At 71.6% G+C, this 22,773-nt stretch carries 19 protein-coding genes and 1 pseudogene; 9 read left to right on the forward strand and 11 right to left on the reverse strand.

Features of this window, described 5'->3' with window-relative positions; all coding sequences use genetic code 11:
• Window positions 1-127 precede the first annotated feature (127 nt).
• From murJ to Pen02_RS19790, 7 genes are all read left to right on the forward strand, one after another.
• Complete coding sequence (murJ, locus tag Pen02_RS19760) at window positions 128-1,846, forward strand: murein biosynthesis integral membrane protein MurJ (protein ID WP_203867570.1); 1,719 nt, start codon at window positions 128-130, stop codon at window positions 1,844-1,846.
• Window positions 1,847-2,587: 741 nt separating this feature from the next.
• A complete protein-coding gene (locus Pen02_RS19765; RefSeq protein WP_203867571.1) occupies window positions 2,588-4,213 on the forward strand; it encodes a protein kinase family protein in 1,626 nt (541 codons plus the stop codon).
• A 46-nt stretch (window positions 4,214-4,259) separates the two neighbouring features.
• Window positions 4,260-5,096 carry an RNA polymerase sigma factor SigM gene (sigM, locus tag Pen02_RS19770; protein WP_203867572.1) on the forward strand — a complete coding sequence of 279 codons (837 nt, stop codon included), beginning with the start codon at window positions 4,260-4,262 and terminating at the stop codon, window positions 5,094-5,096.
• Entirely contained in the window at window positions 5,093-6,340 is a 1,248-nt protein-coding gene (locus Pen02_RS19775) for an RsmA family anti-sigma factor (RefSeq protein WP_203867573.1), read from the forward strand. The genes sigM and Pen02_RS19775 overlap by 4 nt, the downstream gene beginning before the upstream one ends.
• 183 nt (window positions 6,341-6,523) lie before the next feature.
• Complete coding sequence (gene trxB / locus Pen02_RS19780; RefSeq protein ID WP_203867574.1) at window positions 6,524-7,480, forward strand: thioredoxin-disulfide reductase; 957 nt, start codon at window positions 6,524-6,526, stop codon at window positions 7,478-7,480.
• A gap of 35 nt (window positions 7,481-7,515) precedes the next feature.
• A complete protein-coding gene (gene trxA / locus Pen02_RS19785; protein WP_130461256.1) occupies window positions 7,516-7,839 on the forward strand; it encodes a thioredoxin in 324 nt (107 codons plus the stop codon).
• A 390-nt stretch (window positions 7,840-8,229) separates the two neighbouring features.
• Window positions 8,230-9,396, forward strand: a complete 1,167-nt coding sequence (locus Pen02_RS19790; RefSeq protein ID WP_203867575.1) for an N-acetylmuramoyl-L-alanine amidase — start codon at window positions 8,230-8,232, stop codon at window positions 9,394-9,396.
• 39 nt (window positions 9,397-9,435) lie between these two features.
• Here Pen02_RS19790 and Pen02_RS19795 read toward each other — a convergent pair whose 3' ends face one another.
• Window positions 9,436-10,101, reverse strand: a complete 666-nt coding sequence (locus Pen02_RS19795; protein WP_203867576.1) for a GNAT family N-acetyltransferase — start codon at window positions 10,099-10,101, stop codon at window positions 9,436-9,438.
• 546 nt (window positions 10,102-10,647) lie between these two features.
• Here Pen02_RS19795 and Pen02_RS19800 point away from each other — a divergent pair.
• Window positions 10,648-11,961, forward strand: a complete 1,314-nt coding sequence (locus Pen02_RS19800; RefSeq protein ID WP_203867577.1) for an aminotransferase-like domain-containing protein — start codon at window positions 10,648-10,650, stop codon at window positions 11,959-11,961.
• 8 nt (window positions 11,962-11,969) lie between these two features.
• A complete protein-coding gene (locus tag Pen02_RS19805; protein WP_203867578.1) occupies window positions 11,970-13,001 on the forward strand; it encodes a D-alanine--D-alanine ligase family protein in 1,032 nt (343 codons plus the stop codon).
• 136 nt (window positions 13,002-13,137) lie between these two features.
• Here the strand turns inward: Pen02_RS19805 and Pen02_RS19810 are convergent, their stop codons facing one another.
• The 10 genes and pseudogenes from Pen02_RS19810 to rpmH form a co-directional block, all read right to left on the reverse strand.
• Complete coding sequence (locus Pen02_RS19810; RefSeq protein ID WP_239140990.1) at window positions 13,138-14,046, reverse strand: hypothetical protein; 909 nt, start codon at window positions 14,044-14,046, stop codon at window positions 13,138-13,140.
• A 1,034-nt stretch (window positions 14,047-15,080) separates the two neighbouring features.
• Window positions 15,081-16,112: a ParB/RepB/Spo0J family partition protein gene (locus Pen02_RS19815; protein ID WP_203867579.1), complete on the reverse strand. Its 1,032-nt coding sequence runs from the start codon at window positions 16,110-16,112 to the stop codon at window positions 15,081-15,083.
• A gap of 27 nt (window positions 16,113-16,139) precedes the next feature.
• Window positions 16,140-17,126, reverse strand: coding sequence for a ParA family protein (locus tag Pen02_RS19820; RefSeq protein ID WP_443678483.1), 987 nt, complete (start codon window positions 17,124-17,126; stop codon window positions 16,140-16,142).
• A gap of 950 nt (window positions 17,127-18,076) precedes the next feature.
• A complete protein-coding gene (locus Pen02_RS19825; RefSeq protein WP_203867580.1) occupies window positions 18,077-18,715 on the reverse strand; it encodes an HAD family hydrolase in 639 nt (212 codons plus the stop codon).
• Window positions 18,716-18,899: 184 nt separating this feature from the next.
• Window positions 18,900-19,814, reverse strand: coding sequence for a 16S rRNA (guanine(527)-N(7))-methyltransferase RsmG (locus Pen02_RS19830; protein WP_203867581.1), 915 nt, complete (start codon window positions 19,812-19,814; stop codon window positions 18,900-18,902).
• A 7-nt stretch (window positions 19,815-19,821) separates the two neighbouring features.
• Window positions 19,822-20,283 (reverse strand): annotated as a pseudogene (locus tag Pen02_RS19835) (Jag family protein); the annotation flags it as partial.
• Window positions 20,284-20,755: 472 nt separating this feature from the next.
• Window positions 20,756-21,811, reverse strand: a complete 1,056-nt coding sequence (gene yidC / locus Pen02_RS19840) for a membrane protein insertase YidC (RefSeq protein ID WP_203867582.1) — start codon at window positions 21,809-21,811, stop codon at window positions 20,756-20,758.
• Window positions 21,808-22,071 carry a membrane protein insertion efficiency factor YidD gene (yidD, locus tag Pen02_RS19845; protein ID WP_203867583.1) on the reverse strand — a complete coding sequence of 88 codons (264 nt, stop codon included), beginning with the start codon at window positions 22,069-22,071 and terminating at the stop codon, window positions 21,808-21,810. The genes yidC and yidD overlap by 4 nt, the downstream gene beginning before the upstream one ends.
• A 26-nt stretch (window positions 22,072-22,097) precedes the next feature.
• Window positions 22,098-22,538, reverse strand: coding sequence for a ribonuclease P protein component (gene rnpA, locus Pen02_RS19850; RefSeq protein WP_203867584.1), 441 nt, complete (start codon window positions 22,536-22,538; stop codon window positions 22,098-22,100).
• Window positions 22,539-22,573: 35 nt separating this feature from the next.
• Window positions 22,574-22,711 (reverse strand): 50S ribosomal protein L34, encoded by a 138-nt coding sequence (rpmH, locus tag Pen02_RS19855; protein WP_203867585.1) that lies wholly within the window; start codon window positions 22,709-22,711, stop codon window positions 22,574-22,576.
• Window positions 22,712-22,773 lie beyond the last annotated feature (62 nt).

Consider the following 22,773-nt stretch of genomic DNA (forward strand, 5'->3'; position numbering starts at 1 on the left):
TACCTGCACGGTGTGCCGGGGCGGCCAGGTGGGAGCCGACGCGGCCGGGCGGGCCGGTGACCGGGTTGACTAAGGTTCCAACAGTGCCGGTGGGCGCCCTGCCCGCCGTACCCCTTGGGAGGCTGAGATGGCTGGCGGGCTGTACCGCAGCGCGAACGCCATGCCGGACGGCGTCCCGCCGCCCCTGGACGGTGCCACGCTGATCGGGGCGTCGCCGGCCCTGGAGAGCACCAGCCCGCCGCCGGAGACCGAGGGCAGCGCCGCCGGCAACAGCGCGATCATGGCGATCGGCAGCCTGGTGAGCCGGGGTACCGGCTTCCTGCGCACCCTGATGGTGACGGCCGCGCTGGGCGCGTTCGCGGTCAACGACGCGTACACCACCGCGCTGATCATCCCGCAGATGGTCTACGAGTTCCTGCTCGGCGGCATCCTGACCAGCGTGCTGGTGCCGGTGCTGGTACGCCGGCGCCGGGTCGACCCCGACGGCGGCCAGGCGTACGCCCAACGCCTGCTCACGCTGGCCGTGCTGGCCCTCGGCGTGGCCGCGGTACTGGCCATCCTGGCCGCCCCGCTGCTGTCCGAGATCTACGCCGGTGGGCGTGGCGACGACTACCAGGACCTGGTCACCGCGCTCTCCCGCCTGCTGCTGCCGATCATCTTCTTCTCCGGGGTGAGCGCGCTGGTCGCCGCGATCCTCAACACCCGTGGCCACTTCGCGGCACCGATGTGGACACCGATCCTCAACAACCTTGTCATCATCGCCGCCTGCGCGCTCTACATCGCCGTCTACGGCGCCGAGATCATCGACCCGGCGCAGATGAGCCCGGGTCGGATCCTGCTGCTCGGCGGCGCCACCCTGCTCGGCATCGTCGTGCAGGTCGTCGGGCTGCTGCCGGCGCTGCGCAGGGTCGGCTTCCGGTGGAAGTGGCGGTTCGACTTCCGGGCGCTGGGCCTGCGCGAGCTGGGCCGGCTCGGCGGCTGGATGTTCTGCTATGTCGCGGTCAACTCGCTCGGCCTGTTCGTGCTCTTCCGCCTGCTCAACCAGGTGAAGGGCGAGTCGGCCGGACCGGCCATCTACAACAACGTCTTCCTGCTGCTGATGATGGCGCACGGCATCATCTCGGTCTCGATCATCACCGCGCTGATGCCCCGGATGAGCGCCGCCGCCGCCGACGGCCGGTTCGGGGACATGGCGGCCGACCTGTCCCGTACCGTCCGGACCGTCACCGCCGTACTCGCGCCGATCGCGGTCTGCTACGCCGTACTCGCCGAGCCGATCGCGGTGAGCCTCTTCGACTACGGCGCGGCCCGGGGCGACGCCGGTGCGATCTCGCCGGTGCTGCTGGTCGCGGCGCTGGCACTGATCCCGTTCGCGGTCAGCCAGGTCTTCACCTTCGCGTTCTGGGCGTTGCCGGACACCCGGATGCCGGCGCTTATCAACATCCCGGTCGTACTGCTCCGGATCCTGGTGCAGGTCGTCGTCTTCGCCGCCTTCTCCACCTCGGTACTCGCCTCCGGGATGATGGTCGGCAACGCCGTCTCGTACGTCGCGGCGGCGGTGATCTCCGCCTGGTTGCTGCGGCCCCGGATCGGCCGGATCGGCTTCGGCGCGATGTTCAACACCTTCGGCCGGGTACTGGTGGCCGCCCTCGGCGCGACCCTGGTCGGTCTGCTGGTGGTGACCGTGCTGCCGGGTGACGCGCTGGAGAACCGCTGGCTGGGCTTCCTGGAGGTGGCGATCGGCGGGACCGCGATCGGCGCCTCCTACCTCGGACTGGCGCTGTTGCTGCGGATCCGGGAGATAACCGACGTGGTCGGCATGGTCCGGCGCCGACTCGGCCGGTGAAGACCGGCTCGGCCGGTGTCGGTGGCGGCCGGGCTCGGTGTCGGTGAAGACCGGCTCGGCCGTTATCGGTGGCGGCCGGGCTCGATATCGGTGAAGCCTGGCAACGGATCCGGTATGGAACGGCGACGGATCCGGCGACGGGTTGGGGATGTTCCTGTGGATAACCCGGCGGGTCCCGCCGGAACTCCTGCACAGGCTGTGGATAACAACACGTCAGGATCGACTGACCCGCCGTGACGACGGAACCGGACGCGGCGCCCGAAGCCGGCGCACCGCCGGGGTGAGCGTCGGCCTCGCCGAGGGTTCCGGCGGGCGGCGGGCCGCTCGGTCCGGCGTACCCGCGCGGCCGAACGTGACCGCCGTCCCAGACGACCCGGATGCTTCCGGCTTCTCGGATCCGGCATACTTCCGGCGCACGGGGGAAGGTGCCGGTTGCACGCCGACGCCCCGGACGGCAGGGGTTGCCGGACGAGAGGTGGCGGGCCGGCACGCCGACCCGGTAGCAAACTGTTGAAATTAACCTATAGATTGCTAAAAGCACGGGCCATCAAGGTGGCTGACAGCGGGCGATCCCGCACGCTTCCCGACACATCCGCACAGCAGGTCGGCGCACGGCCGCAAGATGACGTGTCGGGGATCAGTCAGACCCGGGTAAGGTCGCTCTCGACGGGTGCGGCGAGCGCCTAGGCTAGGAGTGCCGGTGGCCGTCCGATTTCCTTCGAAGGCGGAACGGGAAACCAGATGCCCAGCAGCACGGGTCCATCGATCGACACGATCTCCGAGGGAGGACGGGTGACCCAGGTCGGCGAAGGTCAGGAGGCGGACGAGGCAGCTCCGTCCGTGATGACCTTCGGTGCGCCCGCCGTCGGTGAGATCCTGGCCGAGCGGTACGAGCTTGCCGAGCACATCAACGACGACAGCGCCGGCCGGCAGGTGTGGCGGGGCGTCGACGTGATCCTGCGTCGGCCGGTCGCCGTGGTGCTGCGTTATCCCGGGGGCGATTCGGCGAAGGAGATGCTCCAGGCCGCGGTGGCGGCCAGCCGGGTGATCCACCCCAACCTGGTCGGCGTCTACGACGCGATCGACGAGGAGGACCGGGCGTACGTCGTCCGCGAGTGGGTGGACGGCCACTCGCTGCGCGAGCTCGTCGCCGACGGCGTACTCGACCCGGCCCGGGCCACCAGCATCGCGCACGCCGTCTCCGGTGCCATCTCCGCGATCCACGCCACCGGCATGGTGCACGGCAACCTGCATCCCGGCACGGTGATGGTCGGCGACGACGGTCGGGTGGTGCTCGCCGACGCACGGACCGACGGTGCCGACACCCCCGAGACCGACGTACGGGCGGTCGGCGGCATCCTCTACTACGCACTGACCGGCCACTGGCCGCACACCGAGGCGTCCCTCACCGCCGGCTCCACCCGACGGTCCCGCTCTCCGCTGCCCGACGCGGTACGCGACGCGAGCGGCACCATCGCGGCCCCCCGGCAGGTCCGGGCCGGTGTGCCCGCCTACCTCGACGACCTCACCATGGACCTGCTCGACTCCCAGCTCGCGGTGCCGTCCTCGGACGTCCTCGCCGCCGAGTTGGGCCGGCTGGACGCCGCCGCCGAGGAGCACTACCTCGACAGCGGTCCGCTGCGCTTCACCTCCGGCGACGACGGCGGTCCCGACCTGCCGACGCCCGGCAACCGCAAGATGCTGATCGGGATCGCCGCCCTGCTGGTGATCGCGCTGGTCGGGCTCTCGCTGGGCATCAACGCCCTGGTCGGCAACGGGGACTCGACCGACGGGCAGGCCGGTCCGACGCCGAGCACCGGGACCAGCACCCAGCCGGCGGTGGCCGGTGACCCCGAGCCGCCGGCCGCCACCCCGCGCAAGGTCAACCTCAAGGGCAACCAGGTACGGGTGATCGACCCGGACGGCACCCGCAGCGAACTGGACGATGTGGAGAAGGCGGTCGACGGCGACTCGAACGAGGGCTGGGAGACCGAGAGCTACCGGGGCGGGTCGAAGTTCGGCAACGCCAAGTCCGGCATGGGCATCCTGATCAACCTGGGTGAGCCCCGCGAGGTCACCAGCGTGCAGGTGGTCTTCTCCGACCCCGGCGTCTCGGCCGAGCTGCGCTGGGGCACCAAGGACTTCCCGGCCAGCGCCAGCGGCGACCGGGCCCTCGTCGCGGCGTACACCAACCGGATCGGTAACCCGTTCGAGAAGACCGAGAACACGAACGTCCTGTTCAACCAGTTCGTGCCGCCGGGACAGAAATACCAGTACCTGATGCTGTGGATCACCGACCTGCCGGAGACCGAGAGCTCCGGCCGGTACAAGATCGGCGTTCAGGAGATCACGGTCCAGAGCCGGTGAGCCACCGGTCGCCCCATCGCGTGCGCCACTCGGTTATCGTGCGGCCATGACCGGCGGGTTGGGTTCCGCTCCGGCCGGCGCGGTGCCGGCGGGAGATCCGGCGTCGGCCGACGGTGTCGGCTGGACGGATGAGAACCACCCTCCGGAGGCGGCGCCGGAACGCACCGACGCCGAACTGCTGCGGGCACACGTCGAGGGTGACCGGGACGCCTTCGCGGCGCTCTTCCACCGCCATCGGGACCGCCTCTGGGCGGTGGCCCTGCGTACGGTGACCGACCGGGAAGAGGCGGCGGACGCCCTCCAGGACGCCCTGCTCTCGGCACACCGCGCGGCAGCCCGGTTCCGGGGCGAGGCCGCCGTCACCACCTGGCTGCACCGGATCGTGGTGAACGCCTGCCTCGACCGGATCCGCCGTCGGCAGGCGCACCCGACCGTGCCACTGCCGGACAGCAGCCGACCGAACGACACCGCTCGCTGGCAGGGCGGCGTCGAGCCGGCCGCGCCGGCCACCGACCACGACACCACACTCGTCGTACGCCAGGCGCTCGCGGAACTTCCCGTCGAGCAGCGGGCCGCCCTGGTCCTGGTCGACCTCCAGGGTTACCCGGTCGCCGAGGTCGCCGAGATGCTCGGGGTGGCCGAGGGGACCGTGAAGAGCCGGTGTGCCCGGGGGCGGGCCAGGCTCGCCGTCCTGCTCGGTCACCTCCGGCCGGCGGGCGCCGGTCGCGACCCCGCGCCGGGCCCCAGGGTGCCGTCCGTCACCAGCGGGAACCTCGGCTCGGGTAGCGGCGTCCGATCGGAATCGATCCGGCGCGGCGCGGACAATCGGGTACCAGAGGGCCGCAGTCGAGGTCGACGCGACCAGGACCAGGAGGAATCGTGACCGGGGGCCAGTTCCGGGAGGTCGATCTCGACCTGCTGGCCGACTATGTCGGTGGCGCGCTGGACGGCACCCCGGACGAGATCGAGATCGCCCGGCTGGTCGACCAGGATGCGGCCTGGGCGGAGGCGTACGCCGACCTCACCGCCGGGATCGACGCGGTACGGCTCGACCTGGCGGACTGGGCCGCCACACCGGTCCCGATGCCGTCGGCGGTGGTCGACCGGCTCACCTCGGCGCTCGCCAGGGCAACCCCGCCCGGTGCCGCCCACCCCACCCCGCCCGACAGCACCGCGCCGGTCGACAGCAGCACCCGGACCGACAACAGCACCACCGCCGACAACGACGCCGAGGAGTTGGTCGGTGCGTCGGCGGAGCCCGTCGACTCCCCGGAGGCGGACGGCGACAGCGGCTCCGCTGCCCCGGACACCCGCCCCGGTCCGTCCGGCGGTGCTCCGGGCGGACCGACCCGTCCGGCCGGTCGGCCACGTCGGCAGCTTCCCGCCGTACCCGCACAGCCCGGCACCGGCACCGCGCCGGGTCCCGGGCGGCCGGGCCGGCGGCGACGCTGGACCCGCCGGATGGCCGGCCCGATCCTGGTCGCCACCGTCGTCGCCGGGTTCGCCGGGTTCGCGGTCAGTCGTCTGGTCGACGCCGGCAACAGCGGCGCCGACCAGCCCGCCGGTACGGCGATGAGTACCGCCGAGGACGGCTCGGCGCCCCAGGTGTTCGGTTCCGGTCCGCCCCGGGCGGTTCTCGAACCGTCCGCCGAGCGGGTGCTGGCCACCGGCACCGACTACACCCCGACCTCGCTGCCGGACACCGTCTCGGACCTGGCCAAGCAGGCTGCCCCGCCGGCCCCGCCCGCCGCGACCACCCGGTCCTCGCCGTCGGCCCGGGCCTCCGGCACGGAGCAGGACGAGAGCACCCCGGCACCCGAGCAGGCCACCCCGGACACGGCGACCGGCGCCTCGCCGCCGTGCTGCGCGCCGATGGGGGCCGCCGGTGGACTGGACCGGCTCGCCGACCGGTCCGTACTCGCCGCCTGCCTCGACGCGATCGCGGCGGCCCACGCGCGGGGGCCGGTCGCGGTGGAGTTGGTGGACTACGCCACCTTCCAGGGCAGCGCCGCGCTCGTCGTCGTCTTCACCGATCCGTCCGGCGCCCGGTGGGCCTGGGTGACCGGTCCGAACTGCGGTTCACCGGCCGCCGGTGCCGACCGCGTCTACCAGAGCCGGGTAGGGTGAAACAACGCCTCATCGGCCGTTTCGTCGACGCAGTGACATGACCCACCGGATGACCGGCTCGGGAATCCCCGGTTCGTACGATGACGTTCTGGCTTGCAGGCGCCGGTGCCGTACGTGGCCGGCGCTCGGACCGCCGTCGGCGCCTGGCGTCGGTGGCGCAGAGACACACATCGGGAGACGGCAGTGGACGAGGTCCGCAACCTGATCATCATCGGCTCTGGGCCGGCCGGTTACACCGCGGCGGTCTACGCCGCGCGCGCCAATCTCAAACCACTGGTCATCGAGGGTGTGCAGTCGGGCGGTGCCCTGATGACCACCACCGAGGTGGAGAACTTCCCCGGTTTCGCGGACGGCATCATGGGTCCGGAGCTGATGGACTCGATGCGCAAGCAGGCCGAGCGGTTCGGGGCCGAGTTCCTCACCGACGACGTGACCCGGGTCGAACTGGTCGACACCGGCGTACCGGGCGAAGGCCGGGTGAGCACGGCGTACGTCGGCGAGACGGCGTACCGGGCGAAGGCGGTCATCCTCAGCACCGGCTCGGCCTGGCGCCCGCTGGGTGTGCCGGGCGAGCAGGAGTACCTCGGGCACGGTGTGTCGTCCTGTGCCACCTGTGACGGCTTCTTCTTCCGTGGCCAGGAGATCGTGGTGGTCGGCGGCGGCGACTCGGCGATGGAGGAGGCGACCTTCCTCACCAAGTTCGCCAGCAAGGTGACCATCGTGCACCGCCGCGACGAGTTCCGGGCCAGCAAGATCATGGCGGACCGGGCGCTGGCCAACGACAAGATCCACGTCGAGTGGAACAGCGTGGTCGAAGAGGTGCTCGGCGACGACGGCAAGGTCTCCGGGGTACGCCTGCGCAACGCGCACACCGGTGAGGCCAAGACGCTGGACGTCAGCGGCGTGTTCGTGGCGATCGGCCACGACCCGCGCAGCGAGCTGTTCCGGGGCCAGGTGGAACTGGACGAGAACGGCTACGTCAAGGTCGACTCCCCCGGTACCCGGACCAACGTGCCCGGCGTGTTCGCCGCCGGTGACCTGGTCGACCACACCTACCGCCAGGCGATCACCGCGGCCGGCACCGGCTGCGCCGCCGCGCTCGACGCCGAGCGGTTCCTGGCGACGCTCGAAGAAGACTGAAACCAACGCAGGAAGCAAACCCCCGAGGAGGACTAGTGGGAGCAACAAGCGCCGTCACCGACGCCAACTTCGCGAGTGACGTGCTGCAGTCCGATACGCCGGTACTGGTGGACTTCTGGGCCGAGTGGTGCGGGCCGTGCCGCAAGGTCGACACCCTGCTGGAAGAGATCGCCGGCGAGCTGGGGGACAAGGTCCGGATCGTCAAGCTCAACATCGACGACAACCCGGAGACCGCGCGCGCGTACCGGGTGCTGTCGGTGCCGACGCTGACGATGTTCAAGGGCGGCGAGCCCGTGCAGTCCATCGCCGGGGCCCGACCCAAGAGTGACCTGATCAAGCTCATCGAAACGGCGCTGTAGCGCACGCCACATCCACGCCGACGCGCCCGTCTCCGGATTCCGGACGCGGGCGCGTCGGCGTTCCGGCCCACCGTTCTCGGGGTACCGGCAGGACCGGCACAATCGCTGGGCGTCGCCCGCCGGTCGCTCGGATATCCGCAGCTCAGCGCGGGGTCGGCCGGATCACGTACGGTCAACGACAGGCGGGGGCGGAAGCGTCACGGTACGCTCCGGAAGCGTTCCTCGTCGCGACGGGCGGGTCGGCGCCCCGGTGGGGCCGGACCCGTCGAGCGGTCCTCCGGGCCGCCTGGGAGGAACACAACCGCCCGACGCCGGAACGGGGTCGTCGACGCCGATCCGGCACCGTCCGGTACGGGCGAACAGCCGCTGGCACGCAGAGGGAGGTCGTCCGTGCGTCCAATCCGACGTGGTGACCGGGGACGTGCGGTCACCGAGATCCGAGCCGTCCTGGTCGGCCTGAGCCTGCTGCCTGCCGGCGGGCCGCCCGGCGCGGACGAGTTCGAGGCGGAGACCGAGCGTGCGGTACGCGCCTTCCAGCAGGACCGTGGGCTCAACGTCGACGGTCAGGTCGGCCCGGAGACCTGGCGGGCACTTGACGCCGCCCGCTGGCGCCTCGGCGCCCGTACCCTCTACCAGTCGATCCCCGACCCGCTGATCGGCGAGGACGTCCGTACCCTCCAGGAGCGCCTGCTGGAGATGGGCTACGACGTCGGCCGCGCCGACGGCGTGTACGGCGCCCGCACGGCCCGCGCCGTCGCCCAGTTCCAGCGCGAGGTCGGGCTGGCCCCGGACGGCGCCTGCGGCCCGCAGACCATGAACGCACTGCGCCGACTGGGCCGGAAGGTGGTCGGCGGCCGGCCGACACTGCTGCGCGAGTCCGACGCGTTCCGGCAGTCCGGCCCGAACCTGGTCGGCAAGGTCATCGTAATCGACCCGGGCCACGACCCGTTCGACCCGGGGTTCGTGGTGCAGGACGGCACGATGCGGTGGACCGAGGCGGACCTCGCCTACGACCTCGCCGCCCGGCTGGAGGGCCGGCTCGCCGCCGCCGGCATGCGGGTGCACCTCACCCGAGGTCCGGCGCCCGCCGCGCCGCTGTCCGACCTCACCCGGGCCGACCTGGCCAACGAACTCGGCGGCGACCTGCTCATCTCGCTGCACATCGACGGGCACGCCAACCCGGAGGCGGACGGGGTGGCCACCTACCACTACGGCACCGCCAACGGGGTGACCTCCAGCGTCGGCGAGCGGCTGGCCGGGCTCGTCCAGCGGGAGATCGTGGTCCGGACCGGGCTGCGCAACTGCCACACCCACGCGAAGACGTGGGAGCTGCTCAGGCTGACCCGGATGCCGGCGGTCCGGGTCGACGTCGGTTACCTCACCTCGCCGACCGATCGGGCACGGCTGGTCGACGCCCGGTTCCGGGACCGGGTCGTGGACGCCGTCGTCGCCGCCGTGCAGCGGATGTACTTCCCCGTCGAGGAGGACGTGCCGACCGGCTCCATCGACGTCAGCGAGCTGCGCGCCGTCGTCGCGGCCGGCGCCGCCCTGGACTGACCCGGCCCGATCACGGCCTGAGCCGCCCCGGTCGCCGGATCAGCCGGCGGTCGAGGTCGAGCGGGTGGCCGGGCGTACCGGCCGGAGCAGCCCCTCCGGGCTCATCGAGCCGAGCAGCTTCTCCAACGCGTACTCGACGTCGGACTTCCAGGACAACGCGGTACGCAACTCCAGCCGCAGGCGCGGAAAACGCGGATGCGGACGTACGGTCTTGAAGCCGACGGAGAGGAAGTAGTCGGCCGGGGCGACGCAGCCGCCGGCACCCTCCCCGGCGTCGCCGAACTTCGCGTCGCCGAACGCCTCGATCGCCTTGATCCCCCGCTTCGTCAGGTCCCGGGCCACGCCCTGGACCAGCATCCGGCCCAGCCCGCCACCGGCGAAGGCGGTGACGATGTGTGCCGTCGTGAGCAGCGCGGCGTCGGCCGAGACCGGCGAGGTGGGAAACGCCATCGACCGGGGAACGTAGGCCGGCGGGGCATACATGACGAATCCAGCGGGCATACCGTCCACGTATGCCAGCTTTCCGCAGGAGCCCCACTCCAGCAGCGTCTGCGAGACCCAGGCTTCCTTCTCCAGGCCGGGATCGCCGGCCTCGCGGGCGCGTTCGGCCGCCACCGGATCCAGCTCCCAGTAGACGCACTGGCGGCACGGCCGGGGCAGGTCTTCGAGAGTGTCGAGGGTCAGACTGACCAGACGTCGCGACATCGGCGCATCCCCAAAAATCATCCCGGAGGTCCAAAGACCGCAAATATCACCATCTCCGGTCCCTACCCCCAACGAGCGATCGTACGCCGTTACCACCCGCCTCGGGAGAGGACAGCTCGACTACGCACCGTTGCGCCCGGTCAGCCGACGCTCGGCCAGGTCAACCGGTCCGACATGTGGACCGCCCGCTGGGCGGACGCCCGGACGGCGTGAGCCGGATTACGATCGAGCGACGAGCGCCGACCGGCGGAGTTGCCGGCCGACCCCCGCCGACCCGCCCGCACAGCGGAGCACCAGCGGACCGGGTGGAGCGTGGGGCGCGGCGTTCCAGGCGCCGAGGGTGCCCGGGCGGATCAGGTCGACCTGTTCGGGGAACCCACGTGCCGGGGACCGACGCGCCGGGGACAGCGTTCGGTGCGGAGTCCCGAGCCATCAGGACGGCGGCACGACGAGCGTGGCGGGAGGCGGCATGACCTGGCAGAACGCGGGTGTCAGCGGCCCGGTCGCGGCGGTCGTGACGACGGAGGAGCACAGCGAGGAGGCGGCATGACCGGCACGACGCTGGACGACTACACGGACCGCTACGCCCGGCGGGTACGCGGCATGACGGCATCGGAGATCCGAGCTCTCTTCGCCGTCGCCAGCCGTCCGGAGGTCGTCTCGTTGGCCGGTGGCGCACCCTACATCGCCGCGTTGCCGCTGGACGCCGTCGGCGAGATGCTCAACAAGCTCGCCGCCGACCAGGGCGCGACCACCCTCCAGTACGGCATCGGTCAGGGCACGCTCGAACTGCGGGAACGGATCTGCGAGGTGATGGCGCTCTCCGGCATCGACGTCGGCTGCGGCGCCTCCCCGGAGGACGTGGTGGTGACGGTCGGCGGCCAGCAGGCGCTGGACCTGATCGCCCGGCTCTTCCTCGACCCCGGCGACGTGGTACTGGCCGAGGGGCCCACCTACGTCGGCGCGCTCGGCGTCTTCCAGAGTGCCCAGGCCCAGGTCGTGCACGTGCCGATGGACGCCGACGGGTTGATCCCCGAGGCGCTGGAACTGGCCATCGCCGAGGTCGCCCGCTCCGGGCGCCGGGCGAAGTTCCTCTACACGATTCCGACATTCCAGAACCCGGCCGGCGTGACGCTGACCGAGGAACGCCGGGAGCGGGTGCTGGACATCTGTGAGCGGGCCGGCCTGCTGGTGGTCGAGGACGACCCGTACGGCCAGCTCGGTTTCGACTGTGAGGCTCCGGCGCCGCTGCGGGCCCGCCGCCGGGACGGCGTGTTCTACCTGAGCACCTTCTCCAAGACGTTCGCACCCGGGCTCCGGGTCGGCTGGATCCTGGCCCCGCACGCCGTACGCGACAAGCTGGTGATCGCCAGCGAGGCGCAGATCCTCTGCCCGAGCGCCTTCGCCCAGGCGGCCGTCACCACCTACCTGTCGACGATGCCCTGGCGGCAGCAGCTCAAGATCTACCGCGAGGTCTACCGGGAGCGCCGGGACGCCCTGCTCGACGCGCTGGCCGACTACATGCCGGCCGGCACGAGCTGGACCGAGCCCGGTGGCGGCCTCTTCGTCTGGGCCACGCTGCCGGACGGGCTGGACGCCAAGGCGATGATGCCGCGCGCCATCGCCGCCCGGGTGGCCTACGTACCCGGCACCGGCTTCTACGCCGACGGCACCGGCACCGGCAACATGCGGCTCAACTTCTCCTTCCCGCCGCCGGAGCGGATCCGCGAGGGGGTGCGCCGGCTGGCAACCGTCATGGAGCAGGAGACCGCCATGCGGGAGGTCTTCGGCACCGTGGGCAGCCCCTCCCGCCGTCGTGGGCAGGCCGGCGCGGACGTGCCAGGTCCCGACTTGGCATGATCTCCGGCATGGGTACGCACTCAGCCGACGATCCGCTCCAGGCCGCCGAATGGCCTGACCTCGTACCACGGGAGGCCACGGCGGACCTGCGCGTCCTGGTGCTCGCCGGCGGGCTGTCGTACGAGCGGGACGTGTCGTTGAAGTCCGGCCGACGGGTGCTCGACGCACTCCGCTCGGTCGGTGTGGAGGCGGAACTCCGGGACGCGGACGTCTCGCTGCTGCCGGTGCTCCGGGACGATCCGCCGGACGCGGTGGTGATCGCCCTGCACGGGTCGACCGGTGAGGACGGCTCGCTGCGCGGCGTACTCGACATCTGCGACGTGCCGTACGTCGGCTGTGACGCCAGGTCGTCCCGGCTCGCCTGGGACAAGCCGTCGGCGAAGGCGGTACTCCGCGAGGACGGCATCCCCACCCCGGACTGGGTGGCACTGCCGCACGACCGGTTCTCCGAACTCGGCGCGGTGGCGGTGCTCGACCGGATCGTCGACCGGCTGGGACTGCCACTCATGATCAAGCCGGCCCAGGGCGGATCGGGTCTCGGCGCCGCCGTGGTCCGGGACCCCGGAGCACTGCCGGCAGCGATGGTCGGCTGTTTCGCGTACGACTCGACGGCGCTCGTCGAGCGCTTCGTACCCGGAATGGACGTCGCGGTCTCCGTCGTCGACCTGGGCGACGGTCCGCGCGCCCTGCCCGCCGTCGAGATCGTGCCCCGCAACGGCGTCTACGACTACGCCGCCCGCTACACCGCCGGACTCACCACCTGGCACGCACCGGCCCGGCTCTCCGCCACCGCGGCGGCCCGGGTGGCGGAGACCGCCCTCGCCGCCCACACGGCGCTCGGGTTGCGGGACCTGTCCCGGGTGGACCTGATCGTCGACGAGTCCGACCAGCCGCACGTGCTGGAGGTGAACGTGTCGCCGGGGATGACCGAGACCTCGCTGCTGCCGCTCGCCGTCAACGCCGCCGGCCTCGACTTCGGCGAACTGCTGCGTACCCTGGTCGCCCGCGCGTCCCGACGCCGGACCCTCGGCCAACCCTGACCGCCACCGCCACCGGGTCGATCGTCGCCCGCCTGTCGTCGCCTGCCTGCGTTGCCGGGCGGTCGTTGGCCGCCCGGTGTTGCCTGCCCTCGTTGCTGGCGGTCGTTGCTGGGCGGTCGTTGCTGGGCGGTCGTTGTCAGAAGGCGCGGGTGGCCGGGTCGCCGTGTGATTCGCGGCCTGCGGCCGGACCGGAATCCTTTGCCGGGGCTGCCGACTCCGTTCCCGTCGACTCCGCCCTGCCCTCCGCCCTGCCCTCCGCTGCGGGCGACGACGCCGGAGCCTGAGTCGACGCGGACGCCTGAGCCGGAGGCATTGCCTGAGCCGGGATCGCTGCCGGTGCCGGTGCGGACGCGGGTGTCGCAGCCGGCGCGGCGGCTGGATCGGACGGACTCGCCGGGGAGGCGTCGGCCAACGGTACGCCGGCCGACTGCTCCGCGCTGAGTTGCTGAGCCAGGCTCGACGGTGCCTGCCACTGGATGCGGGGCGGCTCCGCCAGCGGGCGTCCACCGAACTCGGCGAGCCAGGCCGCCACCATTGCCAGATTCTCCCGCCACTGTGACTCGGGAATCGGCGGCAGGATGTCGTCCCACAGGGACAGGAAGGTGCCCCGCAACTGGAGCCGCCCGTACGGCCGCGCCAGGAACCACAGGTGCAGGTGTGCGGCGCCGTCACCCCAGCGGTTCACGTGCACCCGGGCCACCCCGTCGAGGGACCGTACGGCCCGCTCCAGCCGTACCGTCATCACCCCGAGTTCGGCGGCGAGCAGATTGGGCAGGTCGCCCAGGTCCAGATGCGAGCGCGATTCGAGGATCAGCACCATCGGCAGTCCGGTCGGCCGGTCCATGGCGCGCACCCGCCAGCGTTCACTGACCCAGATGTACGCGTCGTCGGGAGCATTGCAGGAGTGGCACTCGCCGGAACCCTCGCCCTTGCGCAGCGGCTCGACCGCTACGGGCTCGTCGAGTTGCTTGACCCGGAACTCGCCCTCGAAGGGGAACGAAGGCCACCTGGTGAAGTCTGGTACAGCGGGAGGGGTGTGGGGCACGACGCTGACCCTAACCGAGTTCGGGACCGCTGTCCCTACCCTGTTTTGGCCGTCGATCGGCGAGATCAGGGCAAGCCGTTCGGCCAGCCACAGCCGTCCAGCACCGACGGACCGCCGGTGCCGGAATCCTCGGGCGAAGCGGCACCGAAGGCGGTACGCGGCTCCTCCGTGCCGAGCCTCTGCCGGGCCTCTACCGGTCTTCGTTCCACTTCCGACACGCGGTTATCCACACCCCGGCCAACGATCGCCAATCCTGGCCAAACGATCGGAGCCGCCGCCCGCACGACGCCAGACGCCGTTCCCCGGGGCTCGTTTGCACTCCGTCATCCACAGGCCCACACCTCGTTCCACGCGCTGTTTCACGTGAAACGAGGGGTACCTGTGGACAACTCCTGTGGATTACCTCTCGCCACTCCGCGACCCGTCTCTGTCAACCGAGTAGGCGGGACGCAGGGCCACCACCGGCACCCGCGCGACTGTTCGGTCCGCGCCCCGGATGCGCCGAAGATCCTCGTCGTCCACAGGCACCGACGACCGGTCCGACACCACAGTCGATCCGACGCGGTCCCGGCGACCCGACCACCCCGCGAACCGCGCCGGAGTCCAGGCACCCACCCGACCGGCGCGGCCCCGGCGGCGGGTCCTGGTCGAAGGCCACTCGGAGAAGCGTCTGAGATCGCCCCTGGCGCGACAATCGATCGTCGCCGGCCCCGGCTCAGGGTCGAGCTGATTCGCCGGGCTGTCGGCCTCTAGGCGGCCCGCGTCGCTCGGCGAGCAAACTCGCCCCCAGCCCCTGACCCGATCGACGCCCGGCGCCAACCGATCCGAAGGAAGGATGACGAGCAGTGGGCGCCCGGGTGTACGCCCGATTGCTTGCAGCCCTCACCGACCCTCGCTGGTTTCACGTGAAACAAGCGGGTCGATCCGCCACCCGGATACGTCAATGGCCACTTCCCCGATCCATCCGGGGCCGTGGCCATTGCGCGGTGTCGAGATCGCCGACCGCCGTACCGAACGGCAGGCGCGATCGGAGGTCAGTCCAACTCGTCGGGCTCGTCTTCCCCACCCGTCATGCCGATGAGACCGACGATCCGCTCAAGGTCGTCGACGGTGGCGAACTCGATAGTGATCTTCCCCTTGTTACGGCCGATGTCGACCTTGACCCGGGTGTCGAACCGATCCGACAGCCGGTCCGCAAGGTCGGTCAGCCCAGGGGCGTGCACCTTGGCACGCCGCGCCGCCGGGCTGGGACGGCTGGGGGAGATCTCGGCCAGCTTCACGACCTCCTCCGTGGCCCGTACGGACAACCCCTCGGCCACGATGCGGCGGGCGAGTTCCTCCTGGGCGGCCGGATCCTCCAGGCTGAGCAACGCCCGGGCGTGCCCGGCGGAGAGCACTCCGGCGGCCACCCGCTTCTGTACCTCGGGCGGCAGGTTCAGCAGCCGGATCGTGTTCGAGATCTGCGGGCGGCTCCGACCGATCCGCCGGGCCAGTTCCTCGTGCGTGGCCCCGAACTCTTCCAGGAGTTGCTGGTACGCCGCCGCCTCTTCGAGCGGGTTGAGGTTGGCCCGGTGGATGTTCTCCAGCAGCGCGTCCCGGAGCATCGCGTCGTCCCGGGTCTCCCGGACGATCGCCGGAATCGCCTCCCTGCCGACCGCCTGGGCGGCCCGCCAGCGTCGTTCGCCCATGACGAGCTCGTACTGGTCGCCGGGAAGCTGGCGTACCACGATCGGCTGGAGGAACCCGACCTCCTGGATCGAGAGCTTGAGTTCCTCCAGGGCGTCCTCGTCGAAGACCTGCCGTGGCTGCTTCGGGTTGGGCACGATCGCGTCGAGCGGGATCTCGGCGAACCGAGCACCGGGAACGGGCGCCAGTTCCGGCTCGGGCGGTTGCACCGGAGCGGGGGGCGTGGACGCCGGCCAGGACTCGGCGGGCAGCGTCGACGTGGCGGCCTCCGTACGTCCGGCCGGAGGCTCCGCCGTCACCACCCCGGCGGCTGGTTCCGCTGTGGTCGGAATCAGCGCGCCCAGTCCCCGACCCAGCCCGCCCCGCGGACGGTTCTTCATGCCACGCCTCCCGACGCCTCAACCGAGCTATGCATTGCGGCCAACAGACTCTCTGACCCCACGCATCGCAATCTCCTGGGCCGCCTCGAAGTAACTCGTGGCACCCCGCGAACCGGGATCGTAGGTCATCACCGACTGGCCGTAGCTCGGAGCCTCCGATACCCGCACGTTGCGCGGGATCACCGCTTGCAGCACCTTGTCGCCGAAGTGGTTCCGGACGTCCTGCTCCACCGCGTCCGCCAACCGGGTGCGCCGGTCGTACATGGTGAGCAGGATCGTCGAGACCTCCAGGGTCGGGTTCAGGTGCTGCCGTACCAGGTTGATGTTGTTGATCAGTTGGTTGAGACCCTCCAGGGCGTAGTACTCGCACTGGATCGGGATCAGCACCTCCTGGGCGGCGCAGAGCGCGTTGACCGTGAGCAGGCCGAGCGAGGGCGGGCAGTCGATGAAGACGTAGTCGAACTTCTCCGGGTGGCCGGCGATCGCCCGGGCCAGCCGCGACTCCCGGGCCACCACCGAAACCAGCTCGATCTCGGCTCCGGCCAGGTCGATGGTCGCCGGTACGCACCACAGGTCGGGGATGCCCTCGACGCCCTGGGCGACCTCGGCCAGCGGCACGTTGTCGATCAGGCAGTCGTAGACATCCGGTACACCGGCGTGGTGGGGCACGTTGAGTCCGGTCGAGGCGTTCCCCTGCGGGTCGAGGTCGACGACGAGGACACGGTTGCCGTGCAGCGCCAGGGCCACCGCCAGGTTGACCGTGGTGGTGGTCTTGCCGACGCCCCCCTTCTGGTTCGCGACGCACATGATCCGTGGTCGATCGGGGCGTGGCATCGTCACCTCGCCACTCGGGTTCAGGATTTGCACAGCGCGCATTGCCTCCATTGCCAACGGGGGATCGTCCTGTTCGCGCGACGGCGTTTCACGTGAAACGTACGCGTCGGGCGGGGTCTCCTCGGGGAAGGGCTCCGGTACCACGGGCGGCGTGTCGGTCGTCGGCTCCGGCTCGGCCACCCGACGGCCGCTGTCCCGGGCCGCCCCGTCGACACCCGCCGGTGCCGGTGGCCCGACCGGTGCCGCCTGGTCCTGACCACCGACCGGCGCAGCCACCGGACGCGGCGGTACGTCGGGCGGCGCCGAGAACGTCGGTGCGGTGGCCCGGCCGGCGGGCCGCTGGCGCTCGGTGCCGACCCCGGACTGGTCCGGCTCCGGTCCGCGCGCCGACTGGCGGGGCAGTTCCGCTGCACCTGCCGAGCCGGACGGCTCCGGCGCGAACGGGGAACCCGGCTGGTGGTACACCGGCGTGCCCTGCTCCGGCGAGCCGGGTGGCGGCCCGACCCGGGCGGTACCACGACTCGGACCGCGCGGCGGCGTCGAGTCGTACCCGGGTGACTGGCCGTCGGAGGCGTCGGCTCGACCCTGCGGCCGAGCCCGACCGCTGGCAGACCAACCCTCGTAGTCGGTTTCACGTGAAACATCGGCGCCGCCGGAGTGGTAGCCCCCGGCGTCCGTCATCTCTGAGTCGTCATACCTACCGTTGTCATGCACCGTGTCATCCCTGCCAGCTTCGGATGGTGTCGGCCCGGTCAGCGCCCATGCCCGCGCCTCGGGCGTAGCGTGCGGCCCGGCAAGAAGCAGCGAAGGCCTGAGGCGCCACCCGCTGCCCGGTCTACACTATCGACGCGCGGTCAGCCTACGGCCGCTGGGCAAATAGGGCCACGGCTGTCCGTAGGATGAAAATGGTGCCGCTGCCCATATCTCTCTGGAACACCGGGTCTGGTCAGTGAATTCGACGACCCCGCCCGGCCGCCGACAATTGTGCCGGCGGGACAGGCACCGAAGCCATCCGCCACGTCGACCCTTCGTCGGCAACCGACGTCGGAGGCCGAACGGTGCCGTCGACCGAACGATGCCGTCGACCGTTCGCCGCCGTCACGCCGACGTGGCCTGCGGAAACGTTTCCGTCAGAGTGCTGCCGGGGCGTCCCCGGAACGGTCCTTCCGGGCGGAGGTCGGGCGCTGCCGAGGCTGCGGTACCCGTACCGAGGCCATCCCGGCTGCGGTGGCCGCCTGGATGCCGAGCTCCGTGTCCTCGAACACCAGGCAGGACTGTGCCGGAACGTCCAGCAGGCGGGCGGCGAGCAGGAAGCCCTCCGGGTCGGGCTTGGCCAAGGTGTAGTCGTCGGCGCAGACGAGTACGTCGAACTTGTGCAGCAGTCCGAGGGTCTCCAGGGACGCGGTGACCGACTCCCTGGTGCTGCCGGAGACCACGGCCAGCGGAAGCCGCCGGTGCGCCTGGTCGATGTGGTGCAACACCTCGGGTACGGCCGTCAGACCGGGCAGCAGGTCGCGGTAGCAGTCCTCCCGGCGCCGGGCGATCTCCTCCGCCGGCATGGCGAGGCCCTGGCTCTCGTTGAGCGTGCCGACGATGTCCACCACCGGGCGGCCGCCCCAGGCGTAGAAGAGATCCTCCGGGAAGTCGCAGTTCCACTCCGCCAGCGCCTGCTGCCAGGCGGTGTAGTGCAACGGCATCGAGTCGGCGATGGTGCCGTCGCAGTCGAAGAGGTACGCCTGGAACTCGCCGGGCGGCAGGGGCAGCGTCACCGGCCCAGGGTATAGCCGGCCCGCCGCCCACCAACTCGCCGGCCGGCCGGACCAACCCGGACGAGCCGTTCGTCAAGCGGGAGGACGTGGCGGGCAGCGAGCCAGGTGGACTGTGGGTCGAGCGAACGACGAGCCGGCCAGGAGCGCGGCCGAGTCAGGGAACAGTGCGGTGCGGGGAGCGTCGCTACCGGGGTCCGCCCGGCGTACCGCCCCGCCGGCCGCCGGACGTGCGCGACGCGGTTGCCGCCGGACGACCGGCGCGCTCCCGCACCACCTCCACCACGGTCGTCGGCGGGTCGACCACGCCACGGCCACCCTGTCGGACAACCGGTGCCGAACCGCCGAGCCGGCGTACCACCTCGGCGTGCTCGGCCACCTCGTCGGCCGCGCTGGCCCCCTTGAGCGCCAGCAGCCGACCGCCGGGCACCGCGAGCGGAAGGCACCAACCGGCGAGCCGGTCGAGCGGCGCGACGGCACGGGCCGTCACGATGTCGGCCGGTACCCGCAGGTCGGCCGGAAGGTCGGCCAGTTCCACCGGAGCGCCGGGAGCCGCTGGAAGCGGGCCGCCGGTCCGGCCGGCACGGGTCGGACGACGACGCCGACCACCGGCACCCTCGCGCCGGCTCGCCGCCAGTTCCTCCGCCCGGGCCCGCAGTACCGTGACGGTCTCCCCGAGGTCGAGTGCGTCGACCACCTCGGCCAGGAACACGGCCCGCCGGGCCAGCGGCTCGACCAGCGTGATTGTCAGGTCCGGACGGGCGATCGCGAGGACGATTCCGGGCAGCCCGGCGCCCGAACCTACGTCCACGATGGAGCTTCCGGTCGGGATGAACTCCGCCACCGCGGCGCAGTTGAGCAGGTGCCGGTCCCAGATCCGGGGCGTCTCCCGGGGGCCGATCAGACCGCGCAGCACACCGGGACCGGCCAGCAGTTCCGCGTACGTGGCCGCGAGCGGCAGCCGGTCCGCGAAGAGGGTACGGGCGGGTTCGACGAGTTCGGCCGGCAGCGGTACCGCCGGCACGGTGTCCTGCCCGACGTGCACAGGCAACGGCCCGGGCGGCGACTCGCCACCCGGGCCGGAAACGGAACGGTTCGTCATCGACCGCTCAGTCGACCGGACGTACGACGATCCGACGGTTCGGCTCGACGCCCTCCGACTCGCTCTCCACCCCGGTGATGGCGTTGACCACGTCGTGCACGCACTTGCGCTCGAAGGCGGACATCGGCTCCAGCCGTACGGCCTCGCCGTGCTGCTTGACCTTCTCCACGGCGTTCTTGGCGACCGCGGACAGCTCCTTGCGGCGGGTCGCCCGGTAGCCACCGACGTCCAGCAGCAGCCGGCTCGGCGAACCGGTCTGCCGGAACACGGCCAGCCGGGTCAGCTCCTGGAGCGCCTCCAGGGTGGCGCCCCGCTGCCCGACCAGCGCCTGCAACCGCCCGCCGACGACCTCGACCACCGGCCGGCCGGCCGAGACCAGCTCGTCGATGTCGCCGTCGTAGTCGAGGATGTCGAGCAGCCCTTCGACGTAGTCCGCGGCGATCTCGCTCTGCCGGAACAGGTCGGCGTCGCTGGTGGCCCCGGCCGGCCGGCCGCCGTTGGTCGCCTTGGCGGCCTCGCCGCTTTCCTCGTCTTCCTCGTCCTCGTCCTCTTCGCCGTCCACGTCGTCCGCGTCGGCCACGTCGTCCGGGCGGACGTCCGTGTTGTCCCCGGCAACCGTGGCGGTCTCGGTGGTCTCGGCCTCCGCAGGCGTACCCGCCGACAGGACCGGATCGGTGTCGCCGATGGGCTGCTCGGCGCGCGGAATACTGGTGTCGGTCACCGTCTCATCTCCGTACTCTCTCGGCCGGACCGTACGGTCCCGCTGGTTTCCCGGGGCCCGGCGGGAGATCGCCGAGTGCCACGGGCACGTCTTTGCGGGCAGCGGTGCCCGTCGTCGCGGGGCGCGGCGGACTCCGGTCCGGCGCCAGCGCTGGCGGCAGCACGGCCCAGAAGTCCTACCGGGCCACCGACCGACTAGTTGCGGTCGGTGGCCGGTCGCGTCAACCCTGACGCTTCGCCGGACGACCCTTCTTGGGGTTGACCGGTTTGGCGCCCGGCTTGGGGGCGAGCGCCTTGGTGTCGACGGCCGGCTTCTCCGGCTGCGCGCCGTTGGCCTTGGACCGCCCGAACCGCCCGGCGGGCTTCGCCGGCTTGCCCGGCTGCGCCTGGTTGCGGGAGTCGGTGGTACGACGGTTGCCGGTCCCGGTGCCGGTGCCGGTGGGGCGGCGGGTCGACTCGCCCGGCTTCGGCAGCCGGCTGGGGGTGGGCGGCGGCGGGTACTTGCGCAGCACCCACTGCTGCTGGCCGAGGGTGAAGAGGTTGTTGGTCACCCAGTAGATGACCACGCCGATCGGGAAGATCGCACCGGAGACCAGCAGCGAGGCCGGGATGCCGTAGAGCATCAGCCGCTGGATCATGCGCTGCTGCGGGTCCTCGGCCCAGCCGGTCTTGAGGATCATCTGCCGGCTGGTCAGGTAGGTGGTGGCGATCATGATGGCCACCAGCACACCGGCCAGGATCTTGACGGAGACGCCGTTGGCGTTCAGCCGGGCCAGCTCGGCGGCGGTGGAACCGAACTTGCCGGCGATCGGCACGTCGAAGAGCCGGGCGTGGGTGGCGCTCTCGAACTGCTCGGCGGTCCAGCCGTACCGGGTCTTGCCCTGGTTGGCCGGGTCGAGCCGGCGGAGCACGTGGAAGAGGCCGATGAAGACCGGAGCCTGCAGGAAGATCGGAAGGCAGCCCATCAGCGGGTTGGCCTTCTCCTTCCGGTAGAGCTCCATCATCTCCTTCTGGAGCGTCTCCCGGTCACCCTTGTGCTTCTCCTGGAGCGCCTTCAGCTGGGGCTGGAGCGCCTGCATCGCCCGCTGCGACTTGATCTGCTTGACGAAGATCGGGAAGAGGATCACCCGCAGGGTGACCACCAGGAAGATGATCGCCAGGATCCAGGACCAGTTGGTGCCCAGGACCGCCCCCGCCGACACCCCGATGGCGTCCCAGGCGGAGTGCCACAGCAGCAGGATCCACGAGATCGCCCAGTAGATCCAGTCGAGACTCAATTCGGGGCTCCAGTCACATCGGCATGGCGGCGTGCGCCCGGCTCCGGCACCGGGTCATATCCACCGGGGTGGAAGGGGTGGCAGCGCAACAACCGCCGGACCGCCAGGACGACTCCCCGAAGCGCACCGTGCCGCGAGACCGCCTCCAGGGCGTACGCGCTGCACGACGGGTAGAACCGACAGCGGGCCGGCAGCGCCGGGCTTATCCAACGACGGTACGCGACGATGGCTCCCGCCAGCACTCGGGCACCGAGTGTCATCCCGGACGTACGGTCGAGAGGCGCCGTCATCGGGGCCGCCGGGAGGACTTCCGGGGGGCCAGTGCCGCCGTGATCGCGGCGTCCAGGTCGGTGCCGAGCCGGGCGTACGACGCGTCGGCGGCGCCGGGCAGCGCGCGTACGACCAGGGTGGTGCCGGGCGGTAGGGCCGGCAGCCGGTCGCGGACCAGGTGCCGCAGGCGGCGCCGGACCCTGTTCCGGACCACCGCGCCGCCGACCGCCTTGGAGACGACGAAGCCGGCCCGGGCCGGCGCGGGAGGCTGTCCCGCACCGGCACGAGCCGGCTCCGATGTCGTCGTCAGGGAAGGAGTCGCCGGGGAGGAAGCCGGCTCCGGGGTACCGGCCGAATGGAGATGGACCACCACGGATCCCCGATTGGCCCGGCGCCCACCCCGGATCGCCGCGGCGAAGTCACTGCTGCGCCGCAGTCGCTGTGCGGCCGCCAGCACGACTGCCTACATCCCCGGACCGGCCTTGCCAGCCGTCAGGCCGACAGGCGGGCGCGACCCTTGCCACGGCGGGCGGAGATGATGGCGCGACCAGCCCGGGTGCGCATGCGCAGCCGGAAGCCGTGGGTCTTCGCGCGGCGGCGGTTGTTCGGCTGGAAGGTGCGCTTGCTCACGTCAAACTCTCCGTCGTCGTACGCCCCGGTCGTGCGACAGCGGGGTCGTGTGATTGTCTGGC

The organism is Plantactinospora endophytica, from assembly GCF_016862915.1.
GTDB lineage: Bacteria > Actinomycetota > Actinomycetes > Mycobacteriales > Micromonosporaceae > Plantactinospora > Plantactinospora endophytica.